Here is a 22,855-nt window from a genome sequence, read left to right on the forward strand (position 1 = left end):
GCATCATGGTTCGGTTAGAGGATGCCGGTGACAACGCTATTACTGTGTATCTGGCGGAGCAGCCCGGAGAACTCGCGCTCGCACGAGTACTCAGGTTTAGTACACAGGCGCGGCGAGAAATTGGTCACCTACTGCAAGATCTGGTTCCCTCCTATTGTAGCGTTACGGTGTATTACGATTTACTGCGCAGTGATTTTTACACCGTGTGCAGCAACATCCGGCGTATTGTCGACAAACTCGATGATGAATTGTCTTTATTGTCACAATCATCAGCGCAACAAAGTGATTTAGTTGTGTTACCGGTGTACTACGGAGAAGAAGTGGCGCCGGATCTTCCACGGGTCGCTCGGCAGACCGGGCTGACAGAAGAGCAGGTCGTTGCCGCGCACAGTACCCAGACCTATCGGGTGCACGCGCTGGGTTTTCGTCCCGGGTTTGCGTTTTTGGCAGAGACACCAGAGGCCCTGCGCGTCCCCCGTATGGAGACCCCGCGTACCAGAGTGCCAGCAGGTTCAGTAGCTATCGCCGGCATGCAAGCCGCCGTCTACCCCTCTGCCAGCCCCGGGGGGTGGAACCTTATTGGCCGTTGTCCCAAAGCATTATTTTCTTGCAGGCATGGCAAACCCGATGTGTTGCTTAATGTCGGTGATCTTGTCCGGTTCCAGCCAGTATCGCGGCACGCGTTTCTGGATGAGGGGGGGTGTCTGGATGAGTAGATATGCTGCACAAATCCTGGAGGCAGGGCCGCTTGCCTTGCTTCAGGATAAAGGGCGCTTTGGTGCCCAGCACCTGGGTATCAGTGTCAGCGGTGTCGCTGACAGACATGCGGCAGGCTGGGCTAACCGCCTGTTGAGTAATCCCGACAGCGCGCCACTGGTTGAAATCTGTCTTGGGAAGTTTCGATTGCGTTTTGCCGATGTTTGCCATTTTGCGGTGACCGGGGCAGACATGCATTGGAAGTTGAATGATCGGCCTTTAAACAGCTGGTGCACTTACCGCGCTTCAGCCGGGGATGTGCTATCGGCAGCATATGCGACCAGTGGACTGCGCGGATACCTGGCAATGCGCGGTGGTATTGTAGCGCCCATGATATGTGGTAGCTGTGCAACCAGTATCGGCGACGGACTTGGAGGCCTGCACGGTGATGGTGTGCGGCTTCAGGCCGGTGATCGGCTCCAGGTATCAACAGTGGATGCCGACTGGGTTTCGGACCGTTGGGTACCGCCCAAGTTTCGACGTACCTATAAAGGCCCTATCGAGCTACGTGTCGTTCCCTCTAACCAGTTTGCACAATTCTCTGCACAAAGCCGCCACCAGTTTTTTGATTCCTCATTTGAAGTGGCTGCCGAATCCGATCGAATGGGCGTGCGGCTCAAGGGTACTTCATTGCCAGATGCGCCGGGAAGCATGATTTCCGAGGCGGTTGGTGCTGGTGCCATCCAGGTTCCCGCGAATGGCCTGCCAATTGTCCTGATGCCCGATTGCCAGACCATCGGGGGCTATCCGAAACTCGGTCATGTGTACCGTGCGGATCTGGATCGGCTAGCTCAGGCACGCCCCGGAACAAGCGTGCAGTTTTCCCTGGGAGACCGCGCCGAGGCGCAGCGGGAATGGTTGTTTCAAACTCAGTTTTTTTCAGCACAGGAGTGCGCATAAATGGCAAGTTATTCCCTGAATATCTTTCGACGTCCCGATACCGTGCACTTGGCAGCTCAAATCGAGGGTTTGTTGGTGGCCGGAAATCTCCGGGGTATGGAAACTGTGCGCAATAGCGGTTATCGCGATTACTTGCTACCCGCGGTTCAAACACTGTTGCAGCATCGACAGCGTGTGGCGATCGTTAGCGGTTTTCCCGTCAGCGGGCACTACGAGACAGACGGCCCGGCTGGTGCTATCGCGCTAGCACGAGGTCTCCGCGCATTGGGCTCTGAAGTATCATTACTGGGTATGCGGGAATATGCAGAGTTACTGGCAGAGGCACTACCAAATGCGGTTCCGGAAGGAAAAGAGATCGCGAAGTCCGTGTTTCCAGTTGACCGAGAAAGCTTTGAAGAAAGGGTAGACCAATTTCTGAACTGGTTTTCCCCTACATTGATCGTATTTATTGAGGTACCTGGCGCAGCAGTTGACGGTCACTACCGGAATATGCGTTTTGAACTCATCGATGATGGTGTGCTTCCCTGGGAGCTAATGCTTTCAAAGGCAGATTGCCCGACACTGGCGATCGCAGATGGCGGTAATGAGCTGGGAATGGGGCAGGTGCGCAAGCAATTGCAGGACCTTCCTGTGTCGTGCGCCACAGCTACCACAGATGAGCTTGTAATTGCAGATGTTTCTAACTGGGGTGCGTACGGTTTACTTGCACTCGCATCAGCCTGTATTCGACGTCCGCTTCTTGACGGCTTTGTATTATCCGAGTGTCTTGAGGCACTGGTCGATGTGGGTATGGTGGATGGAGTGACTGGTTGCGCGATTGCGACGGAAGACGGACTACCCCTGTTCCGCAGCCAGTCACTCTTCGAGGGTGTGCTGGCGTTGACCTCCTCCGTGATTGCGCAGGGAGGAGGTTCGGTAGTACCTGCGAGCCCTCAGGAATCCTTGGCAGCCAGCACCGCCTGATTGATATCGGGGTAACCACTGAGTTTTTGTGGAAAATATTTTTCCAAAAGGGCGAGCAAGATTGCCCGACTGTGATTGTCTACCTCGCCATCCACTTTCCAGGGACGGAAGTGGTACTGGAAGGCGCGGGTATACAGCGTGATTTCCTCATCAGTCGCTGTTTCCGGGTCGATACCGTAACCATAGTCGCTGAGCCACTGGGCAAATCGCAAGCGAACACTTTCCCGATCACTGGTGGTGTTGCCATTCAGATAGTCCAGGTGACGCGTTACTGCTTCATCATCAAACCATGCACCAATACCCGCTTCGGCCAGCTGTTGCCAGGGAAATTTGGGGCCAGGATCAATTTTCCACTGCGGGATAATGTCTCCGTGGCCGATCACTCGGGTAGGAGAAATATCCGGGTAGCGTGCCAGAATATCCTTCGAGAGCGCAATCACCAGCTCCATCTGTTTGGGATCGAAGTCCGGGAAGAAACATACGGCCTCTGTCTCAGCTCCCGGCGTCGATTCCGCGGGTGGGTGACAGTGACTTTTGTTGACTATCTCAATTCCAATGGAGTGGTCGTTCAATTGGCTGCGGTCTTCCCAGATACTCGGGCCCGCATGCCAGGCCCGGCGCGTCTCGTCCACTAGCTGGTAAACCCTCAGGTCCTCATGCGGGTAGCTGGGATCGTCGCTTTCCGGCACCAGGTAGTGCGAACTTACCGGTGAGGAACTGGGTTGAGTGAGTACCCGCAAAGAGGTATCGAAGTCGATTGCGGTGAAATGCATTACCAGAAATCGAACGCGCTCACTCGCATTTTTCGACTCAACGACTTCAATTTTATAGGCATCGCTCTCGTGATTGAGGCCGGCACTCGTGCTGCTACAGCCTAGATTCAGCACCGCCATGGTTACTGCCGAGCTGAGCAGGGCGGCGCGCCCCAGTGTATGTATTATTGTGCTTGACATAGTGAATCCTTCAGTCGAATACCTGAGTCAAAATCCTCAGAAGGGATGGTGTTGATCTTTACGAGTCCGTCGTTGGAGGTCATGCGGTGGATATAGCGCCCATCTCCCAGGGCGATACCCACATGGGTCAGCACACCCTCGGCCCAATCACCATAGGTATTTTTAAGGAAAACGAGGTCACCAGGTTGCAGTGCATCGATTGTCGCAATTTTCTGGCCGAACTCATCGGCAGCCAATGAATCTACGTGTTCCGGCAGCAGCTCGTCGTCGGCACCAAGTAGATGCTTGTCCCATGGGTTGCGTGTTTCCAGTGTGGCAAAGTGCGGGCCGCAGGCTGCGACGAGTATTTCCCGTGTCCAGTTCATGCATTGTTCCGCCGTGCCAACCCGATATTCCCGGTTTTCCCAGGGCAGGGCCTCAGCAACGAGCCTTTCGCCCATGGCGACCGGGGAGGCGGCTGGTGTTTCGATGACGGCCGTCGGAGAAGTTTCTAGTGAATATGAGTCCCCCTCGGGTTGCGAAGATTCACTACAGCCTGCGAGGGATAAAAAAGTCGAGATGAAAAGTGAAAGAGACTTACTTTTCATGGCGATTGAACCTCCACACAATTATTGTTTCTGTTGGTATCGGGTGTCAGCCACAGCGGATCGGTACACACGCCAGTAAGTGTTTTAACCAGTTGAAGCTGAAGGGCCAGTTGTTCCCGTGCACGCATCCAGGCCTGCGCTGGCACGGTGATTCTGTGCTGGCTACCGTCGCTGAAGATCAACTGCAAGGGGACCGGTAGTAGACCTTCCCCGTGGTTGGTGATCTCGAGGGTATACCAGTGTTTCGTCCCGCTTTCATTGTGCTCATTAGCCGCTGAAACCGGAGTTATTTCTGGGAGTGGATCAGCCAGGCTTTCGGTGTAGGCATCGGCAAGGTGAGGGGATTTATCCACGACAAATTGGCGAATTTTGCCAACTGTATGCGCCAATGCACTGGGCTCAATGGATTCCGCTGGCGTTATTGGCAGGTTCTGGTCATCAATTCGGATACCTGCTACAGCCAGATCAATAGAATGGCTCTGGTAAAACCAGCTGTGCCAGAACCAGCTCAAGTCTGTACCCGCAGTCGTTTCCATTGCGCGGAAGAAGTCTCCTGGCATGGGTCGCTTTCCCTGCCAGTTACGCGCAAAATTTGCCAGGGCCAGGTCAAACACGTCTTCGCCCAAAACAAGATGACGCAGTGTATTGAGCATGCTGGCGGTCTTGTTATACGCGTTGTCAATTTTCCGATGCAATGAGTCCGCGCTGCTCATGATGGGTTGGCTGGATGCGCTATCGGTGTAGCCGGCAATAGTGCGAGGCTCGCCATAAATCACATCGAAATTGGCTTCCCAGCTATGTTCTGCGCGGTACTCAATAAAACTCACCAGGCCCTCATCCAGCCATGCCCATTCCCGCTCGTCGGTATTGACGCGCATCGGCAGATAGTTGTGCCCCACTTCGTGAATGACCGTACCAATAAAGTCGTATTTGGTGGAGCGGTTCCAGGCTGGCTGCTCCGCAGTAGGTAACGGGCGTTCAGGGCGAGTGGCAATGGTGGCGAGCCCCGGGTACTCCATACCAAAACCCGCAGCGTTAACAATGCTGATGCTATCTGCTTCCAAAGGGAAGAGTGCGGTATCGAATACGGTTAAGGTATGTTGGATGGCCGCCAAGCCAAACCTCTCCCAAAGTGGTGCTGCTTCGCGGGGGTAAAACTGTTGCAGTTTGCGCCCACGATTATCCATCTGTATTTGCCACATAAATGCCGGAGACGCGCTGAACGCAAAGTCACGGAGATCTTCACCAGCAAATTTCCAGACGATGCTTTCCCCCGTAGAGGTCGCGCGCTGATCTCGTGCCTGTATTTCGTCGACCATATGAGTGGGTGTCGTTGATGGTGCCTGCCAGTGGGCAAGCTGGTCGGGGCTCAAGACTTCTGCGGCGTTCTGCAGAGCACCACTCGCCGCCACGACATAGTTGGCGGGAACTGTCAGTGATATCCGATAGTCTCCAAACTCAGTGGAAAATTCCCCTTGTTGAAGAAAGGGTTTGAGTTGCCAACCTGCATAATCTGTGTAGGCGATCGCCCGGGGGAACCACTGCGCAGCCACGAATATGGGGACGCCATCGTCGAGCACCTCAAATCCACTGCGTGCTCCTGTAGCGACCTTATCCGTGAGGGGCAATGTCCATTGGATTTGAATCGACTGACGTGCGCCGGATGCGAGCGTTTTTGGTAGCTGGACCTGTAAATTCGTATCGCGAATCTCCCACTGCAGCGCCTTGCCCGCTCCATCGCTCACTGAGCGGATTATAAAACCTGCCGCTTCAGAGCGGGCCTGGGCACGTGAACGGCTTGCTTCACTTGCAATGGCTTGCAGGTTGTAGGAAGCGGCTGACCCCGGCTTGAGCGCATTGTGATCCAGTGCAAAGAACAGAAACTGGAGTCGATCTGGTGAGTTGTTGTGATAAATCACTTCGGCACGGCCATTGATCCGCTTGAGTGCGGGATCAAGCTCCGCCCAAATCGTGTAATCCACCTTCTGCTGCCAGTAATTCTCTGCAGGGAGCCCGTTGGCAGTTCGGTACTGCCCGAGGTTGAGGTCTTCTTGCGTGAATCTGCTGAATGGATCCAGCGCTGATCCTGCGTGTGCATATTGCACATGCGAAGCAAGCACTAGCAGAAAGCAAGTACCTAGCCACCTTTTCAGGGAACAGTTGACTATGGCCCGGTGCTTCATACCGGCGCCGCCATTACTGATGCGGTATCGGTCGGGTTGCGCCGCTCGGTAGTGAGCGCGATCACCAGCGTTACGGCCATGCAGCCAATGCCCAAGTACAGCACTGAGGAAAAACCGCCAACAGTGATAAGTGCTGCGGCCAGAGGAGGGCCGACAATTTCACCAACTTTGAAAGCACTGGCGCACAGCACGATGAAACGACCGGTGTCGTCCACACGATTGAACTGATCCATCAGCAGCGGCAGCGAGAAGCTCCAGAAAAACTGGAATACGATGGAAGTAATGGCATACAGCCAGTAGGCATTCAGGCTGTATTCGCCAATCAGTACCGCCATGGTGATCATCTGCGCTGTCATGGCGATGATCAGTGTGATCACACGGCCGAGATACTGGCTTAGCCACGGAGTGGCTAGCGAACCGAGTCCACTGATCGCAAAGCCAATACCCAGGAGATCTCCAACCTCTGCGCTCCCCAGCCCGAGGTTTACACCAATCCGCTCCAGATAAGCCCAGACCGCAGATACACCGCAGTAGTAAATTACCGTCGTGGCGAACACAAGCAGGGCGCGAGCCGTCAGCAATGTCGAAACTATGCTACTACCCGTATCGCGGGATTTTTCAGAGCGTGGGAAAGCAATCAAGCATAGTGCGATCGTAATGACTAGCCACCCATTCAGATAGTGGAAAAATCCACTGAAATCTGTCTCCCCCATGATACGCGGTACCGCGAAGAAACCGATGGTGCCGAAAACAACCTGAGCGGTAACCATCAGACCAAAGGCGAGTTGCGGATTTCGCTGGTCACCGAGCCCCGCAAGGGCAATGGCGTAAGCCGAGCCACAGCCGAGCCCGGCAAAGATACGAATTGCCATCAGCGGGATAAATTGTTGCGTTCCGAGGCTGGCGAGGTTGGCGAGACAAAAAAGGACGAGGCCGAGTAGTACCACGGGTTTCCAGGGCAATTTACGTACCCAGAATATTGCGGATGCGGAACTCAGGAATATGCCGATGACATCTGCGGAGGCCAGCCAACCAATTTGTTGCCCGCTAAATATTCCCTGATCGGTCAGTGCGCCTACCCACAGAGGCAGTAGCGTCAGGATGGATGCGCCCATCATGGCGACAAATAGCAAGCTTGCCATGTAGGGCAGATGACTGCGGAGCGGATTTATGGAATTCATACCGGATATTTATTGGTTATTGGCTTTCGGACGAGTAGATGCTGTCTGATCCGCAATGTTATGTATTTTGAAGCGTTTGGCGAATCACCCTCGATCGGTTTGAGCGATAGGTGAATCAGCAGCTATGAGGCGTCCCTGATTATTCTTCAGTCCAGCATAAGTTATTCAGCGCGGCGCATTAATGCTCCTTTAGGTTGAATTGTGCGTCATGTTGCTGCTTGCTTTGGGTATTCTACAAATAAAAAATTCCAATTGTGTGGTTTTTTTGGAATTTTCTAAGTAGTCTTGTGGCGCGCTTTCCGGAATGGAAGGCCATTGGATGTGAGGTATCTGGGCCTTTCTTGGATAAAAATGACAGCGATGTCAGTTTGGTCAGGTTGGGCGAAGGGAAGCTGATAAGCAAAATCCAACAAACGATAAAACGGAAAATACTATGAAATCCAATAACTTCCGTAAGAACCTGCTCGCACACGGTGTTGCATTGGCACTGGCAGGCGTTACAGCGCCGCTGGCATTTGCGCAAGAAGCCGAAAAGCAGGAAGAGAAGAAAGATGAAGTAGCGTCTCTCGAAGAGATTCAGGTCGTCGGCTTTCGTGCCGCATTGGAAAAGAGCGTCAATGTAAAGCGCTATGCCACTGTCGTGATGGACAGCATCAATGCCGAAGATATTGGCAAGTTCCCCGATAAAAACATCGGTGATGCGCTGATGCGTATTCCCGGCGTTGGCATTGAACGCCGCTTTGGTGAAGCAGACGGTGTGAGTATCCGCGGCCTCGATCCGGCATTGAGCTTGACCTACCTTAACGGCCAGTCGATTTCGACCGCGCAATGGTTTGAAGGATACCGCCCAACCCGCGGCTTCCGTTCCGATATGCTGGCCGCAGAGCTGGTTTCTTCTCTGGAAGTATACAAGTCGCCGCGCGCGGATCTCCCCGACGGCTCCATCGGTGGTGTGGTGAATATCAAGACTCGCCGTCCGCTAGAGATGGACGCCAATACCATGCACGGCTCCATGGAGTATCAGTACTCTGAGAATGCGGAGCGTTGGGATCCGGCGTTTTCCGGGCTTTACAGCTGGAAAACCGACGATGAAAAATTCGGCGTATTGATCAGCGCTAGTCATCAGGAACGCTTTACTACCTATGACGCCATGGAAAACTACTATGGCAGCGCCGCCGCGGCGAAAGATACCGACGGCTCCGGCGACTTCGACCAGGTCACCTGGGGGGCAGGACACGCTATTTTCCAGCAGCAGCGTGAACGTACGGCATATAATCTTACCGCCCAGTACCAACCAAACGAACAGCTGGACATCACTGCCAACTACCTCAACTTCTCGCTGTCTGCGGACAACGTGAACTCAAACTATCTGGTAGTACCCGGACGTACGGCTGATATCCGCAATGTAACCGCTGTGGAAGATTTTCCCGCTGGTCAGGGCGTTCTGAGGCATGACTCTTACCTGAGTGATGTAACCGGCGAGTCCGGCAACGACTACTGGTTCGGTCCGGATACATTTTTCCGCAATACCAACCCGGAAGCCCAGGCACTTGATATCGATGTGAACTACAGCCACGAGCTGTTCGACGCACACGTACAGGTGGGCCACACCGAAGCTGAGGGCGATATCATCGTGATCGGTTACTCCGGCATGATCAATACCCAGACCATGGGTGCTGCCGGCCTCACCGGAGATGAGGTACTCACGCTGGACCTGACCGGGAACAAGCTCGGAGTGGAATTCGATGGGTTTGACCCGAGTAACCCCGCCAGCTATCCGTTGAGTATCCGCGAGAATAACCCGCACATTCAGGATGCGGACGAGGAAACTTACGCGCAATTCGATCTGACGGTACCAATGCAAAATGGTGGTATTGTCACCTCCGTGAAGACTGGCCTGAAGTATCAGGATCGCACCAACGAGCGTTCCCTGCATAATTTCACCGTGGATATCCCGGCCAGCCTCGCTACCGGTACCGCCACCTATGCGGATCTACCGGTAAACACCGGATGTGGCCAGTATCAGGAAACCGCGAAGAGCAACACCCTGACCTGTCTGCCAACTCTGGATCTGGATGGCATTCGCAGCCTCTCAGCGGATCTGACCCCGTCTAACACCCTGCAGCGTGAAAGCCTGGCGGACTTCTATCAGATCAACGAGCAGAAATTCGCGATTTATGGTATGGCCGAGTTTGAGTATGACAAGTTTGCCGGTAACTTCGGCGTGCGCTATGTCGATTACGACCTCGAGTCTGTGGCGAACCAGGCAGACGCGCTGCGTGTGCCTACCAATAATGATTACAGTGAGTTCCTGCCCAGCCTGAACGTCACCTATGAAATCAATGAAGACCTGTTGGTGCGCGGTGCCGCGGCGCGTGTGATGTCTCTCCCCAACTATCAGGATCTGCGCAACACTTTCAGCTATAACAGCACCACGCGCACCGGTTCTGCGGGTAACCCCTACCTGGAGCCTTGGCTGGCAACCCAGTTTGATCTCGGTATCGAGTGGTATTTTGCGGAAGGTGCGCTCGCCAGTGCTACCTACTTCCGTAAAGATATCGACTCTTTCCTGTTCTCGATTTCCGAGATCGAGACGCATGAAATTATCGATGAAGACACTGGTGACTTCTTTACCGCTGACCTGGATATCTCTCGTACCCGTAATGGTGGCGAGGCAAACCTGCAGGGTATCGAGCTTCAGCTTCAGGCGGAACTGGGCTACGGCTTCGGCGTGACCACCAACTACACCTTCACTGACGCAGAAGTTGTAGACAACAATGGTCAGGATGGTCTGAATCTGCCGGGTAACTCAGAAGACATGTGGAACGTGACCACCTACTGGGAAAATGACCGTTACAGCGCACGTCTGATGGCAAACCATCGCGGTGAGTTCTTTAACGGATTCCGTATTGGCACTGCTTCTGAAACTGAGGCCTACACTTCCGTGGACGTTGCCTTCTCTGCTGAGGTAACTGAAAACGTGACCCTGAGCTTGCAGGGTGTCAATCTGACGGGTGAGCTGTACCGCACCAAAAATGCCCAGGATTCCTGGGATGGTCTGTTCCAGCTGATCAATGATGGCGGTACCCGCTGGTTCGTGAATGCGGCGGTTAAATTCTAAGCGCCAATCGCACTTTACGGCTAGCTAAAAAGAAACCGGCCAGAGGCCGGTTTCTTTTTATTTTTTCTAGCGATAATTCTGTATTCGCTGGAGGAGTGCCCGGTTGGTGGGCAGCACATCGGATATCTCGCTGCTCAGCTGATGGATGCGCTGAAAGTTACGCCGTGCCTCTTCCAGGTGAGGTAGCTGGCCTGCGTTCCATTGATAGTCCGAGTGATACTCCATCCCGTACAGGATGAACTCATAGCTTTCCCGGACAAACGGCTCCAGGGAACTCGGCATATCGAACCTGCTTGGGGGGTAGTGTTTCCAGAATGCCAGCTGGGCTTTTAGCGTATCGGGGAGGGAGGACACCTCAGTATTGTCCAGCCAGAAATCGCTGTCTCTCCTGCGGGATAGGTAGTAATGCAGCTTGATAAAGTCGACAACGCGATGCCAGCGTTCGTTGAAAACAGCATTATATTTTTTTTCCAATGCTGACAGCTGTCCCAAATGCTGTGGAAACAGCTCCGTAAGCATGTTGCACGATGCCTCGATAAGGAATATGGCACTTGCCTCGAGCGGCTCTAGAAATGCTGCGGAGAGCCCCATGCCTACACAGTTTTTGTGGAACACTTTTTCCCTAAAGCCCAGGCGCAGATCAATATGGCGTGCCTCAAGTTGATCGACAATGTCAGGTTGAGCAGGTGTGGCTTGTGACTGATTGAATGTCGCGCGGGCATAATTGCGCAGCGTATTCTCCGCTTCATCCGCGGTCGTGTGATTGGCGCTGTAAACATAGCCAGTACCACGTCTACTTTGCAGGCCGATATCCCAGATCCAGCCTGCCGATTGTGCGGTCGAGAGGGTAGGGCTGTTGATCGGTCCCTCGGCGTCGGCATAGGGGACCTGCATCGCGACTGCTTTGTTGACAAGCAGGGTATCGCTTACGCCGTGAAAGGGGATCTGATAGGTCTGGTCAAGAAGCAGACTGGTAAATCCGCTGCAGTCGATAAACAAGTCCCCGCAAATACTGTTGCCTTCCCTGGTTATGATGGAGTCAATGAATCCCGACTCAGATAACTGTGCGGACTGCACATGTGCCAGCAGGTGCGTTACTCCCAATTTTTCACAGGCGTGATTCCTCAGGAAAGTCGCAAATTTTCCGGCGTCAAGGTGGTAGGCGTAATTAAGAATCGCTTCGTACTGCGGGGTTTTCAGTGATTTTGGGGCGAGATGTTTTTGACATGCTGCGGGCTGTGGCGAAATAGCCTCCGCATAGGGTAGACCTAGCTGATACTGCAGGTGGTGCCAGTAAGGTCCCGGGGGAGTTGGCCACATTCCGCGTGGCAACTCGAATGAATGATAGTAGCTGGAATCTTCGCCATTTACGTTGGCGGTATGCCAATTGACAAACTGTGTCCCCTGTTTGAATGATGCATCGCAGGAGCGGATAAATTCAAATTCATCGATGCTGAGGTTTTTCAGTGTATTACGTATCGTCGGCCAGGTTCCTTCACCCACACCAATTGCGGGGGTATCCGGTGATTCCACCAGGGTTACAGAGTACTCCTGATTTTTCAGCGGGGACAGATGACGGGCCAGGCTGGCGGCGGCCAGCCAACCGGCAGTACCACCTCCAACCACCACCACTTTTTTTATTGGTTTCATTTTAGCCCCCTACACCGGATTGTCGCGAAACTAATTCGGTGGTGTAATGAATTTATAAGAATTATTTCAGCAGTAGTACTGCCTCTATTCTGCCACTGAAAAATCTGTGGTGGAACTGCGCCAGCTAGCAATATACGTGAAGTGTCAGGGGGATCTTGTGGGGAAAAATTTTTCCGTACTGATTGCCGGCGGTGGAACCGCCGGGTGGATGGCAGCGAATCTGCTGGCGCATCGGTGGCGAGACTTTCCGGTCAACATTTCTCTGGTGGAATCCACTGAGATTGGCACCATCGGGGTCGGGGAGGGAAGTACTCCCTATCTCAAGTCCTTGTTCCGCGCGCTCGATATTCCTGAAAGCGAGTGGATGCCGGCCTGTGACGCAACCTACAAGTGTGGAATCCGGTTTCCGGGTTGGTCTACGACCCCGGGGTATGCTGCCTACTATCACCCGTTCTATTCCCCCCTCGATCGTGAAACCGGTGCGGAGTTTTTTTTACAGGCTGATATGCGTCGTCGAGGCATACTGGTGGACGCACAGCCGGATCATTTTTTCCATGCGCCTTATCTGTCGTCTGCCGGCATGGCGCCAATTCCCAAGCGCCCACTACCCTTTGAGCTGGATTACGCTTATCACTTTGATGCGGGACTTCTCGGCAGGTTTTTGAAGTCCAAGGCGATGCAGGCTGGTGTTAGGTATCGTCAGGTCACCATCGATCGGGTCAGGCTGCGCGAACGAGGGCAGGGTGATGTAGTGATTGACAGTTTGACGACAGCGAGCGGCGAAGCTATCGCCGCTGACTTTTTTATCGACTGCACAGGCTTTCGCAGCAGTTTGTTGTCAGAACTGCCTGAGTATCAGTTCTCTTCGTATGAAAAGACGCTACTCAACAACGCTGCCGTCGCCCTGCAGATGCCGGGAGACAGTCAGGTATCCCTGAAATCAGAAACCGTATCTGAGGCATTAACTCACGGCTGGATGTGGAACATTCCTCTGCAAAGCCGCACCGGCTTTGGTTATGTCTACGGCGATGCCTTTATAAGTCCGGAAACGGCCGAACAGGAGTTGCGTAAGCGAACCGGCGCACCTGATGGTATTTCGTGTCGACACCTGAAAATGCAGGTAGGCCGCATAGAGCAGCACTGGTCCTCAAATTGCCTGGGTGTTGGACTGTCACAGGGATTTATCGAGCCGCTCGAGGCGACAGCCCTGATGCTCGTTCAGTTCACCATCGAGCGATTTTCTCTGGCGTTCGATCCTGTTAATCCGCACACATCGGGCGAGAATCAGCGCAGTGCGTTCAATCACAACATCAATACAATGTTCGACGGTGTGCTGGACTATGTTGTTGCGCACTATTTCCTGAATACACGGAATGATACGGAGTACTGGCGTGCCGCGCGCCACGACATTGCCGTGCCCGAACGGTTACAGAGGCTGGTGGACTGCTGGGATCGCGGAGATGACTTTGTTGAGTATCTAAAGCAGGCAGGTGCCGATAAGATCTACTCGCATGCGAGCTGGTATTGCCTGCTCGCGGGAATGGGACGGTTTCCGAAGGGCGGTGCCGTCGGTGGTGGCCTTGAGTCCCAACAATTGCTCCGCGATGTCCAGTCATTCTGCGGCGGCAATGTGGCCCGTTTTGAATCACATCGTCGCTATCTGGAGCGTCTTGCCGCGAACTGAATATTCCCCGTCTTGCCTGACTGCTCCCACTAGGTGGCGCCTAATTCATTACCGTGAGCTGCGGTAGCGTCTACTAAATTATTCCTTTTGAGCAATCTTTAACCATGCTGGGTTCCCGATTCAGTTCCCCGGCTGTTGATTCACATGCCTACACTAGCTGCCTAAGCTGTCTTTCGGTCTATTTGAAGAAATTTCGTTGAATTTTTTATGATTTTCTTCTCGCACAGAGAGAATTTTTTTCGCAGAATGGCCTTGGAATATCTTATTCCTTGCGTTGAGTGCTAAAGATATATTTTATCGGTTTGACCGATAGATGCTACTGACTGAGAACCAATAACTACGCACTACGCCGGCGCTGATGGGAAGTTGAGAATAGTGATCAACTCTTTCCCTATGGGGACAAACACAATAAATGCCTGGGAGGCCATCCATGTTCCAGAAAACGAAATTGAGCTCCTCGCTCCAGACAGCAACCTCAACAACACTCACACGTTCTGCGGCCGCTGTAGCAGGCGTGTTGTTTTCCATGTCTGTTGCTGCTCAGCAATCCGGAAGTATCGAGGGCACGGTCTATCTCGATGAAAATGTCGAAGCGGCCGGTGTAACCATTACCGCAACCAGCCCGGTAATGCCGAAGAGCAGAACCGTGCAAACAGGCGAAGGTGGTGATTTCAGAATGCCGGCATTGATTCCCGGTACTTACACTCTGACATTGACCACGGAAGATGGTATTACACGGACAGTTAAAACCCGGGTTCTGTTGGATCAGCGCTCGAATGTCTCCGTGGTGATGGCGCCTGACGTCCAAGACGCTAACTTGGAAGAAGTAGAGGTTACCGGACAATTGATTCAGGTTGGCGGCGAAGCGACTCTTTCTAATGCTTTGGGGGCCGATGTTGTTAAGGGCGTACCAACAGGGAACAACTACCGGGATATGATGAAGCTCATTCCTGGAGTGCAGTTTCACCAGAATAGCGTGCGTGGTGCGAGCGCCGGTGGTAGTGGTCAGGATAATGTTTATGCATTCGACGGTGTAAATATCACCCTGCCAATGTTCGGTACCCTGGATGCTGAGCCGTCCAACCACGATATTGAAATGGTGTCGGTTGAGCGTGGTGGTGCCAATGCAGTCGGATTTAACCGATCCGGTGGCTTCTCCGTGGACTCTAAGTCCAAGTCCGGTACCAATGAATTCCAGGCGGGTTTTGAACACAAAATCATGCCGAAGGGCTTTGTTGAGGAAAACCGGGATGGCGTAAAAGCGGAGACCGATAACAGCTGGACTACGATTTATGCCAGCGGTCCCCTCATTGAGGACCAGTTGTTCTTTTACGGTTCCTACTTCGGTCCTCGATCCGACCGTGAAAATAAAGAGACTACTTACGGCGATGTAAAAGACTACTCCAGTGAGCGTGATGAATACTTTGGCAAGCTGACTTGGGCGGTGACCGATGACATCCTGCTGAATGGTAGCTATCGGACCTCCGAGCGTATCGATCAGGGTGCCGCTATTGGATGGAACGAATCCAATGATGTGTCACGGGGTGAATTCAAAGAGCTGGAAGTTTTCACTCTGGATGGATCCTGGGTAATTAATGACAGCACCGTTTTCACCGCACAGTACACCAGTTTTGCTACTGAAGGTGGTGAGCGGGCCGACCGTATGCTTGGCGTTCAGCCCAGTCTGGCGGGAGGACTCGATGTATCTAACCTGGGAGATATGGGATACGTCGTTGTTCCGGGTTTTGTTGATGGTGAAGATGCTTACAATGATTTCATTCAGCCGATTGTTGATCAATACGGTTATTTGAATGATGAGGGAGAGATTACCGGCGGCGGTGGAGTTGGCGCCTACTCCCAGGTAGAAGCAGCGGGTTACTACCGCAAGGCTTTTGAGATGGCATTGGATCATACTCTGGAGTGGGGCGGTACCACGCATGAGCTCCATGCCGGTTTCATGTGGGAGGAAGGTGAGGAAGAGCTTTCACGCCTGTCCAATGGCTGGGGTGTTGTCCGTGTAAATGGGGGGCTGGATACACTTGATAGCCTTTCTCTGGATCCTGATAACTTTGTAAGCAATGCTGATTTGTCCCAGCAGGTCTATTACTCTGCCCGAATTCAGCAGATGAGCCTGGGCCTTGATGGCAACCCGGTGTCGCCGATTAACTCATTTACCGAGTCTTATAACTTCGAAGTAAATGACAAAATTGACTGGAACGATTTTACCTTTAACGTCGGCTTCCTGATCAGTGAAGATATCCTGTATGGAGAGGGTTTACGCGAAGCGAATAATTTTTCCGGCTTCGTTGAGGATTTCGGCAATAAGTACGAGATGTACCGTGTAGACTGGAAAGACATGATTCAGCCGCGTCTGGGCGTGACCTGGCGCTATAACGATGCTGAGGATACAGTTTTTGCAAACTACGCACGTTACAACCCCTCCGCCAGCTCGTTGGCTCGCGCGGCGTCCTGGGCGCGTAATACTCGCCGTGACCTGAATGTCTACTTTGATGAAAGCGGCAATGCCCTCGCGTATCAGCCGGCGGCTGGATCCAGCGGTAAGATGTTCGAAAAGGATATGGATCCGCGTTACATGGATGAAATCACCATTGGTACAACGCGCAACGTGATGGAAGGGTTGAATCTGCGAGCGCATGTCCGTTACCGTGAAAACGATAACTTCTGGGAGGATACGCCTTATTACACGCCTTCTGGCTGGTACTTTAATGACCCTGACCGGATTCCGGATAGTGTTGCCAGTCAGGAGTTTTACGCGTACAGCGCTGAAGAGATGGGTCGTATCCGTGAGGAGCTGCCTTCAACTTCTTCGTATGTGATCGCCCAGATCGATGGGGCTTACACCAAGTACTGGGAAGCCAGTCTGGAAGCTGAGTGGTACGGAGATCGCACTTATCTTAATGCATCCTACGTGCGTAGCCGCTACTCCGGTAACTTCGACCAGGACAACACGACGGTTAACAATGACCAGGCTATCTTCATTGGGTCTTCCAATCTGATGGACTGGGAAACCCTGAATATCTGGGATAACCGCGAGGGAACGTTGAGCGGTGACCGGCCGCATATTTTCAAGGCATTCGGTTACTATACGACCGATTGGCAGGCGAATGTTGGCGCCTACCTGATCTATCAGTCTGGCCAGCCTTGGCAGATTCAGGATGGCACCGTGTATGGTTACTCGCCGACTCTGGGTAACGATACGGGCGCCTACGGTGAGAAGGCCGGTGTGCGACGCTCCGATTCTCACTGGCAGCTGGATCTGAACTACACGCAGAGCTTTGATGTGTTCAATGATTACACCCTTAATTTCCGTGCTGATTTGTTCAATGTGTTTGATCGTCAGACAGGCTTTAACATTGAGCAGCGTCTGCGTGCGGACGACTTTGGTGAGGCGCAGAGCTTCTTTGATTCTCGTCGTCTTCAGTTGTCTTTCGGTGTGGACTTTTAATTGGTAGAAGTTTTCTCATAGTCTCCTGATAGTCTGAAACTTGCCCCGGCTTTGCCGGGGCTTTTTTGTCAATGGCTCTCAAGTGTGGAGAAAATCCGGGAGAAACTAGAAAATTATTTTTATAGTTATTTTTTGAATAATTTATTCGTTTTTGGCTATGGGTTTGCAGTAAGATATGCGGGTGCCAAATAAAATAACTGATCTTGTCTAGATATGGATTATGCATTGGGTTTTTTACCAGATCTGAAGCGCCGCTCTCGTACCTGGATTGCGACAATACTGTGTATCACAGTCGTGTCGTGTGGAAGCGCGCATGATGAAGGGTTGGTCGCTTCTACCGAAAAAAATGACGTCCGGGCGATTGCAACGCAGTCATCCACCTTCCAGACAGACGTCCCGGGCCTACGTGAAGAAATGTTAGGGTTGGAGTTTTGGACGCGACGCATCCAATCGGATGTTCGCCGTATGCAGCCTGCTGAGATTCAGGCATTCAATCAGAAAAACCTTTCCACAGATCAGTATCTCCATCATCTCGACCGCTTAGCGGACACCATGACGCAAGCGGACGTTCTTGCGTTGATCGACCAGGTGAGCCGTCCGGCCTCTTCACCGCGTTACTTTACCGACGGGCGTCAGCTTTCCGACAGCGACTATGCGGGGTTCGAAGCGAAAGTGCAGCGGTCCGCTCTGGCCGAAGAGGTAGCTGTCCGCTGGGGAGTGGTCGTTGAGCGCGCAAGTATGCGCAGCTACCCGACGGACACGCGGGTCGTGAAGCACCCGCAAGACTATGATCTGGACCGTTTCCAGGAAACGGGTGTGTTTCCCGGCCAGCGCCTCGCCATTTTGCATGAAAGCACTGACGGTGAGTGGTGGTTTGCTTTGAACTATCACTATGCAGCCTGGCTGCCAAAGCGTGCAGTGGCGGTAGGTGAGCGCAGCGAAATTGACCAGTGGTACAAATCCTCTCCGAGATTGACGGTCACCGGGTCGCAGGTAAGAACCAATTACAACCCGGTAGATCGCCGTACCTCCGAAGTTGTTCTGGATATGGGGGTGTCGCTGCCGTTGATGAGCGCGGCGGATGTGGGGCATAACGTGAATGGTCAGAACCCGCAGGCCAGCTACATCGTGGCATTGCCGGTGCGCAATGCCGAGGGGGAGCTGGAGTTCGAGCCCACTTTGATAGGGCGCGGCCAGGACGTTACTCCCGGGATGCTTGAGTATCGCCCGTCACTTGTGCTCCAGCAGGCATTCAAGTTCCTCGGTGAGCGTTATGGCTGGGGGCACGATTATAACGGGCGTGATTGCACCGGGTTTGTGGGCGAGGTGTATAAATCCTTCGGCATCCTGATGCCGCGGAATTCGGGGCAGCAGGGCAAAAGTGACTTCGCACCGACCAAGCGGTTTGCGCCGGAAGACCACGCAGCACGAGCAGAGGCGCTTTCTGCGCTTCAGGTCGGGGATCTGATTTACATTCCCGGGCACGTCATGATGTATATCGGTGAGGTCGATGGTGAGCCTTACGTGATCCATGACGTTACCGGGCTCAGCTATTACCAGAGTGACGAATCTCTGTATCGGGGCACGCTTTCTGGCGTTTCCATTACACCGCTTAGCCCAATGCGGCTCAGCAAAGAAAAAAGCTATATCGATGGCATCTATGCCATAAAAACCATTATCTAATTGGTGCTGCCATGAAAATCGTAGACGTAAAGCTGGGCATGCTGCGGGTTCCTCTGGTAACCCCGTTCAAAACTGCATTGAGAACCGTAGATGCGGTAGAGGATGTGGTGGTGATGCTGGAGACCGATACGGGGCATGTCGGTTACGGCAATGCCCCGGCTACCGCGGTGATTACCGGTGATACCCACGGCTCGGTGATCGAGGCCGTGCGCACGGTGTTTACCCCATTGCTGTTGGGGCGCGACGTGGCAGACCTGAACCGCCTTACTCGCCAGATTCAGGGGGCGATGATCAATAACACCAGCGCCAAGGCGGCAGTGGAAATTGCCTTGTTTGACCTGTTTGCGCAGAGCTATAAAACACCCCTCTACCGAATTCTCGGCGGTGGTGAAAACAGCCTGACCACCGATATCACCATCAGTGTCGACTATATCGAGAAGATGGTCGCTGATGCGGAAAGTGCGGTGGAGAGAGGCTTCGAGATTCTGAAGCTCAAGGTCGGTAAAGATATTGGCCTGGATATTGAGCGGATCAGGGCCGTCTACGCGGCGGTAAAAGGGCGCGCATTGCTGCGCCTGGATGCGAACCAAGGCTGGAGCCCGAAGCAGGCGGTGCTCGCCATTCGTGGCCTGGAAGAGGCGGGGGTGCTGCTTGAGCTCGTGGAGCAGCCGGTCAAGGCGAACAATCTTGAGGGGATGCGCTATATCGCAGAGCGTGTCAGGACGCCGATTATGGCGGATGAAAGCGTTTTCGGTCCGCAGGAAGTGATGAAAGTCATTGACCAGCGGGCAGCAGACATTATCAATATCAAATTGATGAAGACCGGCGGCATTTCCAATGCACTGAAAATCGCCGATATCGCGGATCTGCACGACGTGGAATGTATGGTGGGTTGCATGCTGGAGACGAGCATCGGTGTTTCTGCAGCGGCACATGTGGCGGCCGCCAAGGCGCCGGTAGTGTCCAAATTGGATCTGGATGTGCCGTCCCTGTGCAAATTTGACCCCGTGGTCGGTGGCGCGTCCTACAAGGATGCGGATATCATTCTGAATGAAACCCCGGGACTCGGTATTGAAAAAATCGAGGGCTTGCAGCTGCTGGCCTGATGGCCAGCGTGACGCGGAGTGATAACGCACCCCATGACCTGTCTTTTGAAAATGCGCGCGATGCGCGACCAGATGTCGGTTAATGAGCGCAAGCTCGCGGACTTTATTCTGGATAATACGCAGTTATTGCGTGACTACTCATCTTCCCAATTAGCGGATGCCGTGGGCGTCAGCCAGTCCAGTGTGGTCAAGTTCTCTCAGAAGCTGGGTTATCGAGGCTATCCGAGCCTGAAGCTGGCGGTATACGAATCCTACGCTGGTGCCGGTATGGCGGCAGATGAGGAAAAAGCCAGGCATTTTGCGCAGTCCGATAGCCCGCTCAGTACCCTTGGGCAAAAGAAGCTCGAGGTGCTGGAGAATACCGTCAGTATCAACGAGACGGAGCAGCTGGCTGCAGCGATCAACGCAATCCGGCAAGCTCGCTGTATACAGATTTCCGCTTGCCCCGGATCGGTATCGGTCGCGCGTTACCTGACCCACCAACTGCTTGAGCTCGGCTGCTGGGCGGTGTTCGATGAAGGTGGACAATTGCAGCATCGTATTGCCGATTCGCTGCGCGACGAAGACCTGTTGTGTATTTTGTGTGATTTTGGTGGTGAGGAATCGCTGGTAGAGGTGGCGAATCGCGCGCGGGAGCATGGTGTCAAGGTGTTGAGCCTGACTCGCTATAACTACAATGCGGCCAGCATCCATTCGGATATTCGGTTGTATGTAGTGCCCTCGGAAGATGAAGAAGCACTACAGCGCCTGTTGTTCCGTTCCGCACAACTGCACGTGATTGAGGCATTGGTGAGCGGGCTTCTGGAAAGCCCGCAGTAAGATATTTCCTTGAAAAACGGGATTAGCTTCAGGCGTTAGTCTGGCAGAAAAAGGCCACCGGGTGATGCCGGGTGGCCTTTTGTTTTTTGCATGCATCCATTCGTGTGGTGCTATTCCCCGGCAATTTGCGGTTTATCTCCGCTGCTTGCCACCGGCTCCCACTGCATCTCGTAATCCCATTGATCAAAGTACAGGTTACCACCGCGCCACTCTACTTCACCGCGCTGGCTATCGACGGTTTCCGAGCGGAAGTGTTGTTTTGCCGGCACCAGGGGGCGGCTGTAGTCGGTATTGAAGATCAGCCGGTAACTGTCCAGCCCGCCCAGGTAGAACCAGCGCTCTGCTTCATTTTCGCTGTCCAGCAGGCCGTGGGTGACGTCCATCGGCATCCATCCGTAAGGGGCCAGATAAAATTCGCCCCAGTCATGCATGGTGTCGAAGCTCGCGGGAGAAAACTCCCAGCCGGACTGCCAGCGGGCGGGAATGCCATTCATGCGCATCAGGGTGATCAACAAAAGCGTCTGCTGACCGCAGTCCGCGTGGCCCGCTTGGGCGGCGTACTGGCTGATATTGCGAATGGTGGAATATTCCCGGGCGCCGGCCCAGGGGATCTCGTCGACGTAGGCAAAGAGCTTCTGGGCAATGCGATAGGGGTTGGTCTCATCGCCGACAATGCGGTTAGACAGTGCGCGAAGCTCGGGAGTGAACTGGATATGTGGGGTTCGCTCTGCAAGAAACGGCGCGATCCTTTCGCGAGTTTCTTGGGCGCGATCCACTGGCGCAGTTTTTGCTGGGTCAATATTGAAATATCGTGACAGGCTGTCAAATGCGTATTCCACGGAAAACCGGGTTGGTGTGCCCGCGCGGGCAGTCTGTTCGAAATAGATAGTGCGTTGCGGTGTGTCCACCGGCGCCAGAGTGAAATCTGTCGGGGTGCTATTCAATAGTGCGATATTTTCCTGGCGCCCGGGTAGTTCTTGCGGAAAGGGGAGCCAGGCCCGCACGGTTTCGCCGTCGGGAACGCTATCTGCGTCCACGGTGAGGGTATAGGTGATGGCAAGGCGCTGGCGCAGGGGCGCATCGCCGTCACCGTGTGCGTCGATGACCGCGGCATGATGCGCGTGCAGCTGGTATAGCGGAGCCCGGTCTGTGAAGCGTCGGTAGTCCGCGGTGCGTGCTGCGGCTTCATCTGAAATGTGAACCAGGTTATAGGCCGCTTTATTGAAATAGCGTCGCTTGCCGTCAATGGTTTTGTATTCCAGTAATCCGGCGTCGTTCCAGTGTTTTATATCGTTTTCTGTGGCGTCGGGAATGTAGCGCTGCACAGAAGCCAGCAATTGCTCTGGCGGGATGGTGAATTCCATCTCGATGCGGCGCATGCGCTCAGCTTCAAAGGCGAGTGCGGTGCTGTCTGGAGTTTGCGGTTCCTTTTGCTGCATTGCGTTGATGTCCAGTTTGGCCTGCCGGTAATGGCCCTGATCAATCTGAGCCTGTATTGCGGCGATATTGCTTTGCTGCGCCATGGACTGCTGTGCCATTGATAGCTGCGCGGCAAAAAGGGCGCTCGCCAGCATTGTTGCAGTCAGGTACGGGCGGCTTGGTCGGTTTGTGCGGTAGGCATTTTTTCGGGTCAAGGTGCACTCCATTGATTGCGAGCCGACACGGTATCGGTTTGGCACTTCCGTCGATTCGGAATAATTTATTATTTACTTAAAAATCCATGATTGATAAATTATTCTGATGCGTTTGCCGCGTCAAGAGCGCATTCCGCAATCCGCGCACATTTATGGAGACTCTGGCCAC

At 53.6% G+C, this 22,855-nt stretch carries 14 protein-coding genes and 2 pseudogenes; 10 read left to right on the top strand and 6 right to left on the bottom strand.

Features of this window, described 5'->3' with window-relative positions; all coding sequences use genetic code 11:
* The first annotated feature begins 5 nt into the window (after positions 1-5).
* From pxpB to HUW35_RS13630, 3 genes are read left to right on the top strand one after another with little or no spacing between them, the layout of a single operon-like run.
* Positions 6-716: a 5-oxoprolinase subunit PxpB gene (pxpB, locus tag HUW35_RS18895; RefSeq protein WP_255463300.1), complete on the top strand. Its 711-nt coding sequence runs from the start codon at positions 6-8 to the stop codon at positions 714-716.
* On the top strand, positions 709-1,656 hold the full coding sequence (locus HUW35_RS13625; RefSeq protein ID WP_255463615.1) for a biotin-dependent carboxyltransferase family protein: 948 nt from the start codon (positions 709-711) through the stop codon (positions 1,654-1,656). Before pxpB ends, HUW35_RS13625 begins: the two co-directional genes overlap by 8 nt.
* Positions 1,657-2,619: a glutamate cyclase domain-containing protein gene (locus HUW35_RS13630; RefSeq protein ID WP_181252820.1), complete on the top strand. Its 963-nt coding sequence runs from the start codon at positions 1,657-1,659 to the stop codon at positions 2,617-2,619. It begins immediately after the preceding gene.
* Here the strand turns inward: HUW35_RS13630 and HUW35_RS13635 are convergent.
* The 4 genes from HUW35_RS13635 to HUW35_RS13650 all read right to left on the bottom strand — a co-directional run bounded on the left by HUW35_RS13635 (position 2,589) and on the right by HUW35_RS13650 (position 7,484).
* Positions 2,589-3,572 carry an N-acetylmuramoyl-L-alanine amidase gene (locus HUW35_RS13635; RefSeq protein ID WP_181252821.1) on the bottom strand — a complete coding sequence of 328 codons (984 nt, stop codon included), beginning with the start codon at positions 3,570-3,572 and terminating at the stop codon, positions 2,589-2,591. The two genes, HUW35_RS13630 and HUW35_RS13635, sit on opposite strands and share 31 nt — an antisense overlap.
* Positions 3,557-4,159, bottom strand: coding sequence for an NlpC/P60 family protein (locus HUW35_RS13640; RefSeq protein ID WP_255463301.1), 603 nt, complete (start codon positions 4,157-4,159; stop codon positions 3,557-3,559). The genes HUW35_RS13635 and HUW35_RS13640 overlap by 16 nt, the downstream gene beginning before the upstream one ends.
* A complete protein-coding gene (locus HUW35_RS13645) occupies positions 4,156-6,141 on the bottom strand; it encodes a M1 family metallopeptidase (RefSeq protein WP_181252822.1) in 1,986 nt (661 codons plus the stop codon). The genes HUW35_RS13640 and HUW35_RS13645 overlap by 4 nt, the downstream gene beginning before the upstream one ends.
* 197 nt (positions 6,142-6,338) lie before the next feature.
* Positions 6,339-7,484: an MFS transporter gene (locus HUW35_RS13650; protein WP_255463302.1), complete on the bottom strand. Its 1,146-nt coding sequence runs from the start codon at positions 7,482-7,484 to the stop codon at positions 6,339-6,341.
* Positions 7,485-7,956: 472 nt separating this feature from the next.
* On the opposite strand from HUW35_RS13650, the gene HUW35_RS13655 reads away from it, so the two are divergent.
* Positions 7,957-10,644 carry a TonB-dependent receptor gene (locus tag HUW35_RS13655; RefSeq protein WP_181252824.1) on the top strand — a complete coding sequence of 896 codons (2,688 nt, stop codon included), beginning with the start codon at positions 7,957-7,959 and terminating at the stop codon, positions 10,642-10,644.
* A 66-nt stretch (positions 10,645-10,710) separates the two neighbouring features.
* On the opposite strand, the gene HUW35_RS13660 is transcribed toward HUW35_RS13655, so the two are convergent.
* Positions 10,711-12,294, bottom strand: coding sequence for a tryptophan halogenase family protein (locus HUW35_RS13660; protein ID WP_181252825.1), 1,584 nt, complete (start codon positions 12,292-12,294; stop codon positions 10,711-10,713).
* A gap of 109 nt (positions 12,295-12,403) precedes the next feature.
* Here HUW35_RS13660 and HUW35_RS13665 point away from each other — a divergent pair, with 109 nt between their 5' ends.
* The 6 genes and pseudogenes from HUW35_RS13665 to HUW35_RS13685 all read left to right on the top strand — a co-directional run bounded on the left by HUW35_RS13665 (position 12,404) and on the right by HUW35_RS13685 (position 21,052).
* Positions 12,404-13,978: a tryptophan halogenase family protein gene (locus HUW35_RS13665; protein ID WP_255463303.1), complete on the top strand. Its 1,575-nt coding sequence runs from the start codon at positions 12,404-12,406 to the stop codon at positions 13,976-13,978.
* Positions 13,979-14,408: 430 nt separating this feature from the next.
* Entirely contained in the window at positions 14,409-17,444 is a 3,036-nt protein-coding gene (locus HUW35_RS13670; RefSeq protein WP_181252826.1) for a carboxypeptidase-like regulatory domain-containing protein, read from the top strand.
* Between the two features lie 738 nt (positions 17,445-18,182).
* Positions 18,183-18,341, top strand: a pseudogene (locus HUW35_RS18990) (SH3 domain-containing protein); the annotation flags it as partial.
* A 378-nt stretch (positions 18,342-18,719) separates the two neighbouring features.
* A pseudogene (locus HUW35_RS18995) lies at positions 18,720-19,127 on the top strand (NlpC/P60 family protein); the annotation flags it as partial.
* An 11-nt stretch (positions 19,128-19,138) separates the two neighbouring features.
* The gene (locus HUW35_RS13680; protein ID WP_181252828.1) at positions 19,139-20,233 is read left to right on the top strand and encodes a dipeptide epimerase; all 1,095 of its coding nucleotides are present in this window, start codon (positions 19,139-19,141) and stop codon (positions 20,231-20,233) included.
* A gap of 33 nt (positions 20,234-20,266) precedes the next feature.
* Positions 20,267-21,052, top strand: a complete 786-nt coding sequence (locus HUW35_RS13685) for a MurR/RpiR family transcriptional regulator (protein ID WP_181252829.1) — start codon at positions 20,267-20,269, stop codon at positions 21,050-21,052.
* Positions 21,053-21,162: 110 nt separating this feature from the next.
* Here the strand turns inward: HUW35_RS13685 and HUW35_RS13690 are convergent, their stop codons facing one another.
* Positions 21,163-22,590, bottom strand: coding sequence for a transglutaminase-like domain-containing protein (locus HUW35_RS13690; protein WP_255463305.1), 1,428 nt, complete (start codon positions 22,588-22,590; stop codon positions 21,163-21,165).
* Positions 22,591-22,855: the final 265 nt, after the last annotated feature.

Origin of the sequence: Microbulbifer sp. YPW1 (genome assembly GCF_013367775.1) — a bacterium.
GTDB lineage: Bacteria > Pseudomonadota > Gammaproteobacteria > Pseudomonadales > Cellvibrionaceae > Microbulbifer.